This is a genomic window from Pseudomonas protegens, assembly GCF_003732485.1.
In the GTDB taxonomy this organism is placed as follows: domain Bacteria; phylum Pseudomonadota; class Gammaproteobacteria; order Pseudomonadales; family Pseudomonadaceae; genus Aquipseudomonas; species Aquipseudomonas protegens_B.
Window position 1 is genome coordinate 602,905 of the sequence record NZ_MOAK01000086.1, and the last position, 8,394, is coordinate 611,298.

The window sequence follows — 8,394 nt, forward strand, 5'->3', positions numbered from 1 at the left end:
TCCAGTTCCAGGCGTTGCGGCGCTACCCGGGCGTCGCGCAGGGCGGCTTCGATCTCTCCGGCCAGGGCTTCACGGGTCAGGTTCAGGGCCGAACAGTTGACCGCGATCTTCAACTCTCCACCGCCGTTTTGGGACAGGTAGGCCAGGTCCTCGCAGGCCTTGCGCAGTACCCAGTTATCCAGCTCGGCGATCATGCCGTTGGTCTCGGCAATGTTGATGAAGCGATCCGGGGACAGCAGTCCGTGCTGGGGATGTTGCCAGCGGACCAGGGCTTCGAGCTTGGTGACCTTGCGACGCTTTAGGTCGTAGATCGGCTGGTAATACAGCAGCAGCCCTTGATCGTCGCGCAGGGCGTTGCGCAACTCCTCTTCCAGTTGCAGCTCCAGGGTGGCGCGGGTCTTCAGGTTGGAACTGAAGAAGTGCAGGCTGTTGCGCCCGGCGTCCTTGGACTGATAGAGCGCCAGGTCGGCGTTCTTCAGCAGTTCCTCGCAGGTCTTGCCGTCGTCAGGGAAGACGCTGATGCCGATGCTGGTGGTCATCACCATGCGCCGGCCCCCCAGCTCGATCGGTTCCTTCATCTTCTGCATGATGCGCTGGGCCAAGTGCCGTGCCTCATCTCGCTCATAGAGGTTGATGAGAATGCAGAATTCATCGCCACCCAGGCGTGCCACCACGTCTTCATGGCTGCGGGTGGAACTCTTGATATGCCCGGCGATGACCTTGAGCAACGCGTCGCCGGCATCGTGGCCCAGGCTGTCGTTGATTCGCTTGAAGTGGTCGATGTCGAGGAACATCACCGCCAGCATGCCGCCGAAGGTGTTTTTCTCCATGAGTTTTTCCGCGAACAGCTGGTTGAAGCCACGGCGATTGATCAGGTTGGTCAGGGCATCGTAATGAGCCACCTGCTGCAGTGAGACCCGGGCCTGGTCCAGTTGCGAGAGCAGGGCGTTGACCCGGCGCAGGTCCCGTTCCTTGTGCTGCAGTTTCTTGTCCGCCAGGGCCGCACTGATGCCGCTGGCGATGATCAGGAGCGTGATCACGCTGAGGGTCAGGCCCAGTTGCATGTGGCCGTTGGGTGCCACGGAGGTGGGCAGGCTGCCCGCAGGCAGCACCAGGGTCATGGACCAGATGCCAATGAAATGCATCAGCACGATGGCGCCCCCCAGCACCAGGCTGCTGGTGTACTTGAGCAATTGATGGAACATCCCGCTGCCATCGCGCAGGTGCCGGGACAGCAGCAGCGCCGCCAGGCTGCAGCCGATCGCAACCAGCAGCGACAGCCCCATGAGCAGCGGCTCGTAGTACAGGCTGGCACTCGAGCGCATGGCGGCCATGCCCACGTAATGCATGCTGCAGATGCCCAGGCCGATCCACACCGAGGCCACGCCATAGCGCCAATTGGACATGGCTCAGGGTGTTCATGGCCAGCCAGGCGGCGATCAGGGCGATGAACAGGGAAACCAGGGTCAATGGCAGGTCGTACTGGATCTCCAGGGGCACCTCGAACGCCAGCATGGCGATGAAATGCATGGCCCAGATTCCGCCCGCCAGGCAGCAGGCACCGACCCAGCGCCACAGGCGTTGGCTGGCCGGTTGCTCGACGTGGCTGACACGTTCGGCCATATCCAGGGTAGCGAAGCTGGCGGCACAGGCCACCAGGTAAGCCAGCAGTACCAGGACCGGGTTGTGGCTGCATTGCAGAACCACTTGCCCGTTATCTGGAAGCTCGGTGATGAAATGCAGACCCAGCCAATCCATAGCACGCCCATCTCTGAGTCATCTGGTGTCGGCGGACCCGCGCGCCAACAAGTGCTTGCAGTATAGAAGGCACCCGCTGGCTGCAATGGGAGGTGGCAATCGGGCGCTAATGATTTGCTTATGAGCCCTATCGCCAATGGTGCTAAGCGCTTTTCTCGAACCAGGGTTCGTGGTCCACAGGTTCCAGGGGCGCCAGGCCGAAGGCGGCCCGGGCGGCGTCGCAGTCGCTGTTGTGCTGGCCGTCGACCCAGGAGGCTTCGAACTCCCGGCAGGGGCTGGAGCGCTGCTCATAAATCGAGCAGCTCACGCCCTGGCCGACCTCGCCTTCAAGGGAGATGCAGCGCGGCGACTTGCAGTCGGTGCCGAGCATGGCTACCCGAGTGGGACTGATGCTCTGCACCAGATCATCGGGGACCGTGCCGCCGGATGAGGCGCATTCGCCCCAGAAAAAAGACACACGAAAGTATGAACAGCAGGCACCGCAATTCAGACACGGACTGGCTTCGGACATAGGCGTATTCAAAGGGAGAGGGAAGGGTAAGGGGGCAGGCAAGGCGGCTATTCTAGGCTTCCCATCGGCCTTGGGAAGGGGGGGCGCAAGGTATTTTTTCAGCCCTGGCCAAGCCCTTGAAAAGACTGGGAAAGCCCCGGGTGCCGGGGGCTGTGGCGGATTCGCCGGGCCGTACGGCGAGGACTTTGACGGTCGCGGCCCGGGCCTGCCTGCGATGGTTTGATATCAGGCTGACGAATGATCACAGACAGCTAGGCCGGGCCTGACTAGATTGCAGCTTCCAGGCTCGCTCGCGTCTGGCCGAATAACAATAAAGAGATCGACCCATGGATCATTCGACTCAAGCGGCAAATGCCTGGCGCATTCTGTTCCTGTTGTTTTTGGCAAACCTGTTCAACTTCTTCGATCGCACCATTCCCGCCATCATCATTGAGCCGATCCGCATGGAATGGCACTTGAGTGACTTCCAGCTGGGGATCATCGGCACCGCCTTTACCATCGTCTATGCCATCGCCGGCCTGCCCCTCGGGCGCCTGGCCGATACCGGCTCGCGGAGCAAGCTGATGGGCTGGGGCCTGGCCGTGTGGAGCGGGCTGACTGCGGTCAACGGCATGGTCGGCAGTTTCTGGAGTTTCCTGCTGGTGCGCATGGGGGTGGGCATTGGCGAGGCGAGCTACGCACCGGCGGCCAACTCGCTGATCGGCGACCTGTTCCCTGCGCATCGCAGGGCCCGGGCCATGGGCATCTTCATGCTCGGGCTGCCCCTGGGGCTGGTGCTGGCCTTCTTCACCATAGGGGCCATGGTCAAGGCGTTCGACAGCTGGCGGGCGCCGTTCTTCATCGCCGCGGTACCGGGCCTGGTGCTGGCGGTGTTCATGTTCTTCATCAAGGAGCCCAAGCGTGGAGCGGCGGAAGCGGTAAAGGTGGCGCAGGTGCCTATCGACCGACCGATTCGCCGGGTGCTGGCGATTCCGACCTTTCTCTGGCTGACCCTGGCCGGGCTGACCTTCAACTTCGCCACTTACGCCTGCAACTCGTTCCTGGTGCCGATGCTGCAGCGTTACTTCCTCATGCCCTTGCAGGAGGCGGCAATGGCAACGGGGCTGATTGTCGGTGTTACCGGGTTGGTGGGTTTGACCCTGGGCGGCTGGTTCGCTGACAAGATCCATCAGCGGGTGGCCAACGGCCGCCTGCTGTTCGCGGCCTGCAGCCTGATCATCTCGACCTTGGCCACCGGCTGGGCGCTGCATGCCGGGCGCGTCGAGATCGGGGTATTTGTCGCGGTGTTCAGTGTCGGCTGGTTGTTTGCCTACAACTTCTACACCTGCGTCTATACCGCCTTGCAGGACGTGGTCGAACCCCGTTTGCGGGCCACTGCCATGGCCTTGTTTTTCGCCGGCCTGTATCTGTTGGGAGGTGGGTTGGGGCCGGTGGTAGTCGGCGCGCTGTCGGATCACTTCGCCCACTCGGCGATGTATGCCGCCGGTGCCGAGCTGATGACCGAGGAGTTCAAGGCCATCGGCCTGCACGACGCCATGTACCTGATTCCGGTGGCGTTGTTCCTGACCCTGCTGTTTCTGTTCCAGGCCGCGCGTTGCTTTGTTCGCGACGCCCAGCGCATGAAGGAGGGGCTGGCACTGGCCGAGCCTGCGGCGAAGGCGTTGGCGGTTTGATCTGGCCGATGAAAAAAGGCCCGCATGATGCGGGCCTTTTGTTTAGCGCTTGGAGCCGGGCAATCAGCCCGCCACCAGCACTCGGATCGCTTCCAGGCGCAGGGCGGCTTTTTCCAGCATCGCCAGACCCTGTTCCCGTTGCTTGCGCAGGGCTACCAGCTCGCTGTCACGGACGGTCGGGTTGACCGCCTGCAACGCGGTCAGGCGCGCCAGCTCTTCATCGGTATCGGCCGCCAGACGGCGTTGAGCCTCGGCCACGCGCTCGGCGTGACGCGGCGCCACCTTGGCTTCGCCGGCGTTGATCTTCGGCGCCAGCTGGTCGCGCTGGGCCTGGATGAACTTGTTGGCGCTGGCCTTGGGCACGCTTTCCAACTGGTCGTTGAGGGTCTCGAAGGCCACCCGTGCCGACAGGTCGTTGCCGTTGGCGTCCAGCAGGCAGCGCAGGGCAGCCGGTGGCAGGTAGCGACCCAGTTGCAACGAACGTGGAGCGACCACCTCACTGACATACAACAACTCAAGCAGCACAGTGCCGGGTTTCAGCGCCTTGTTCTTGATCAGTGCCACGGCGGTGTTGCCCATGGAGCCGGACAGCACCAGGTCCATGCCGCCCTGCACCATCGGGTGCTCCCAGGTGATGAACTGCATGTCCTCGCGGGACAGCGCCTGGTTGCGGTCGTAGGTGATGGTCACGCCTTCGTCGTCGCCCAGGGGGAAGCTGGCATCGAGCATTTTCTCGCTGGGCTTGAGGATCAGGGCGTTTTCCGAGTGGTCTTCGCTGTCGATGCCGAAGGCGTCGAACAGGGTTTCCATGTAGATCGGCAGGGCGAACTGGTCGTCCTGTTCGAGGATCGCTTCCACCAGGGCATCGCCCTCACCGGCGCCGCCGGAGTTGAGCTCCAGCAGACGGTCGCGGCCGGTATGCAGCTCGGCTTCCAGGCGTTCACGCTCGCCACGAGCTTCATCGATCAGGGCTTGCCACTCGCCGTCGTCGGCGTTTTCCAGCAGCGGCAGCAGGCGCGGGCCGAACTGGTGCTGCAAGGCGTTGCCGGTCGGGCAGGTGTTGAGGAAGGCGTTCAGTGCTTCGTGGTACCACTGGAACAGGCGCTCTTGCGGGCTGGTTTCCAGGTACGGCACATGCAGTTCGATCACGTGTTTCTGACCGATCCGGTCGAGACGGCCGATACGCTGCTCCAGCAGGTCCGGATGCGACGGCAGATCGAACAGCACCAGGTGGTGGGCGAACTGGAAGTTGCGGCCTTCACTGCCGATTTCCGAGCAGATCAGCACCTGGGCGCCGAACTCTTCATCGGCGAAGTAGGCGGCAGCCCGGTCGCGCTCGAGGATGTTCATGCCTTCGTGGAATACCGTGGCCGGGATCCCGGAACGCACGCGCAGAGCGTCTTCCAGGTCCATGGCGGTTTCCGCGTGGGCGCAGATCACCAGGACCTTGGTGCGCTTGAGCATCTTCAACTGGTCGATCAGCCACTCGACCCGCGGGTCGAATTTCCACCAGCGCTGTTCGTCATCGCTGACGTCGGGCTGGGCCTGGAAGCTGACTTCCGGGTACAGCTCGGCGTGTTCGCCCAGGGGCAGTTCCAGGTATTCGTCCGGGCACGGCAGCGGGTAGGCGTGCAGCTTGCGCTCGGGGAAACCCTGCACCGCGGCGCGGGTGTTGCGGAACAGCACGCGGCCGGTGCCGTGGCGGTCCAGCAGTTCACGCACCAGGCGTGCGCTGGCTTCGCTGTCGCCATCGTTGACCGCGGCCAGCAGGGCTTCGCCTTCGTTGCCGAGGAAGCCGTGGATGGTTTTGTGCGCCTTGGGAGACAGACGGCCTTTATCCATCAGCTCCTGCACGGCTTCGGCCACCGGGCGGTAGTTCTCGCTCTCGGCGCGGAAGGCCGCGAGGTCGTGGAAACGGTTCGGGTCGAGCAGGCGCAGGCGGGCGAAGTGGCTGTCCTGGCCCAGTTGTTCCGGGGTCGCGGTCAGCAGCAGTACGCCGGGGATGGTCTCGGCCAACTGCTCCACCAGGGCGTATTCCGGGCTGACCTGGTCTTCGTGCCACACCAGGTGGTGGGCTTCGTCCACCACCATCAGGTCCCAGCCGGCGGCGAACAGCGCGTCCTGGGCCTTCTCGTCGTCCACCAGCCACTCCAGGGCCACCAGGGCCAGTTGGGTGTCTTCGAACGGGTTGCTGGCATCGCTTTCGATAAAGCGTTCTTCGTCGAACAGCGCCACTTGCAGGTTGAAGCGCCGACGCATTTCCACCAGCCACTGATGCTGGAGGTTTTCCGGAACCAGGATCAGCACCCGGCTGGCGCGACCCGAGAGCAGTTGGCGATGGATCACCAGGCCGGCCTCGATGGTCTTGCCCAGGCCCACTTCGTCCGCCAGCAGGACCCGTGGCGCGATACGGTCGGCGACTTCACGGGCAATGTGCAGCTGGTGAGCGATGGGTTGGGCGCGCACGCCACCCAGGCCCCAGAGCGAGGACTGCAGTTGGCGGCTGGTGTGTTCCAGGGTGTGGTAGCGCAGGGAGAACCAGGCCAGCGGGTCGATCTGTCCGGCGAACAGACGGTCGCTGGCCAGACGGAACTGGATGAAGTTCGAGAGTTGGGTTTCTGGCAGGGTAACGGCTTCGTTCTGCCCGTTGAGGCCGTGATAGACCAGCAGGCCGTCGACGTCGTCGACTTCCTGCACGGTCATCTTCCAGCCTTCGAAGTGGGTGATGCTGTCCCCAGGAGAGAACCTCACGCGAGTGAGGGGCGCATTCCGTAGCGCATACTGGCGGGTGTCGCCAGTGGCCGGATAGAGCACGGTCAGCAAGCGACCGTCCTGTGCCAGAACGGTGCCTAGACCTAGCTCGGCTTCGCTGTCACTAATCCAGCGTTGCCCCGGTTGATACTGCTGCGCCATGCTGCCTGACTCCCGCTTTGAAAAAGCCGACTATCTTAACGGAACGACGCTCCAGTCCAAAGAACTCTGATCAAAACCCCTGGAATAAAAGGTAGCGTACAGGGGCGTTCGTCGGCCCCGAGGGCACTATCGGCTGACGACTGGGTCACAGTTTTGCGACCGATGGCTCAAGTCGCCCATGCCGCAGCCGACAGACTGCCGACAGGAGACCAATAACATGCTGCCACCGATGCTCCCCTTGAGTGCCGTGCCCATCACCGCCCAGCAGGACCCGATCCGGCAGCGTCCGGATATCCCGCCAGTGGTGCCGGTGCAGGAAAGCTCCAATGAAAGCACCATCGACCTGCAAAAGCGCGATGCCGAGCAGTCGGCGCTGCTGCTGCGCGAGGAGCAGCAGCGCCAGCAGGAAAAACAGCGGCGCAAGCGTGAGGCCGATGACGATCCGGAGCAGCATCTGGCCGTGCCCGGTGACGAGCTGAATGCCGACAACACCGTACCGGTGGCACCGTTGATCGAGGATGCTCCGCGCCAGGGGCTGTGGGTGGACGTGCAGGTCTAGCTTGTGGGGCCGCGTTCGGCCAGTTCCGTCAGCGCCTCCAGCAGGCACTGGATTTCCGCTTCGGTATTCAAATAGCTCAAGCCGATCCGGGCAATCTGGGTCAGGCCCCGGGCCTGCATGTCCAGCGGGGTGTAGGCCACGCTGTTGGCACCGATATTGATGCCCCGGCGAGCCAACTCTTCCTTTAGTGCAAAACTGTCCCAGCCCTTGAGCGTGAAGGCAATCAGGCCTGACTGCTGCCCGGCGGCGCCCAGGTCCTGGCGCTGCAGGCCGGGCAGGCGGTCGAGGTCCTGGCGGAGCGTGTCGGCGAGGGTCCTGATCCGCTGGTGAATGGCTTCGATGCCGATGCTGTTCAGTTCCTGCAAGGCATTGGCCAGCCCCGCCAGCAGCACCAGCGAAACTTCGCTGGTTTCGAAGCGCCGCGCATCGTCTCGCAAGCTGAAGCCCTGGCCGTTCCAGGGGGCTGACAAGACATCCCGCGGCAGTGGTTGCAACTGTTCCAGGAAGCCCGGCCTGACATAGAGCAGGGCCGTGCCCCGTGGCCCGCGCAGGTACTTGCGTCCTGCGCCTTTGAGCACGTCGCACCCTAGCGCCTGTACATCACAGGGCAGTTGCCCCAGGGCCTGGCCGGCGTCGATGAAATAGGGAATGCGCCAATCCCGCGCCAGTTGGCCGACGGCAGCGGCCGGATTGATCAAGCCGCCGTTGGCCGGCAGCCAGGTCAGGGCGATCAGACGCACGCGCGAGTCGAGCATGGATTCCAGTGCCTCCACCGAAACCGCACCATTGTGATCGCAGGGGATGACTTCCAACTGGGCCCCGGCGCCCACGGCTTGGGCCAGGCACGCCAGATTGCCACCCCATTCGTGGCGCCCCACCAAAATCCGGTCACCCGCTTGCCACGGTGGCAGGGCACTGAAGGCCATGCCCCAGGCTGCCGAGCCGCTGCTGGCAAAGGCGATTGCGGCGGGGGTGGTGTT

The 8,394-nt window shown here is 63.6% G+C and carries 5 protein-coding genes and 1 pseudogene; 2 read left to right on the forward strand and 4 right to left on the reverse strand.

The window, feature by feature from the left end:
* Window positions 1-1,758, reverse strand: a pseudogene (locus tag BLX41_RS29790) (putative bifunctional diguanylate cyclase/phosphodiesterase); the annotation flags it as partial.
* Window positions 1,759-1,900: 142 nt separating this feature from the next.
* Window positions 1,901-2,269, reverse strand: coding sequence for a YkgJ family cysteine cluster protein (locus BLX41_RS29795; protein WP_123727758.1), 369 nt, complete (start codon window positions 2,267-2,269; stop codon window positions 1,901-1,903).
* 326 nt (window positions 2,270-2,595) lie between these two features.
* Between BLX41_RS29795 and BLX41_RS29800 the strand changes: the two genes are divergently transcribed.
* Window positions 2,596-3,942, forward strand: a complete 1,347-nt coding sequence (locus BLX41_RS29800) for a spinster family MFS transporter (protein WP_123727759.1) — start codon at window positions 2,596-2,598, stop codon at window positions 3,940-3,942.
* Window positions 3,943-4,005: 63 nt separating this feature from the next.
* Here BLX41_RS29800 and rapA read toward each other — a convergent pair whose 3' ends face one another.
* Window positions 4,006-6,855 carry an RNA polymerase-associated protein RapA gene (gene rapA / locus BLX41_RS29805; protein ID WP_123727760.1) on the reverse strand — a complete coding sequence of 950 codons (2,850 nt, stop codon included), beginning with the start codon at window positions 6,853-6,855 and terminating at the stop codon, window positions 4,006-4,008.
* 217 nt (window positions 6,856-7,072) lie between these two features.
* On the opposite strand from rapA, the gene BLX41_RS29810 reads away from it, so the two are divergent.
* Window positions 7,073-7,414: an aspartate-semialdehyde dehydrogenase gene (locus tag BLX41_RS29810; protein ID WP_102861487.1), complete on the forward strand. Its 342-nt coding sequence runs from the start codon at window positions 7,073-7,075 to the stop codon at window positions 7,412-7,414.
* Here the strand turns inward: BLX41_RS29810 and BLX41_RS29815 are convergent.
* On the reverse strand, window positions 7,411-8,394 hold a 984-nt coding region (locus BLX41_RS29815), incomplete at its 5' end, for an aminotransferase class V-fold PLP-dependent enzyme (protein ID WP_259745358.1). The two genes, BLX41_RS29810 and BLX41_RS29815, sit on opposite strands and share 4 nt — an antisense overlap.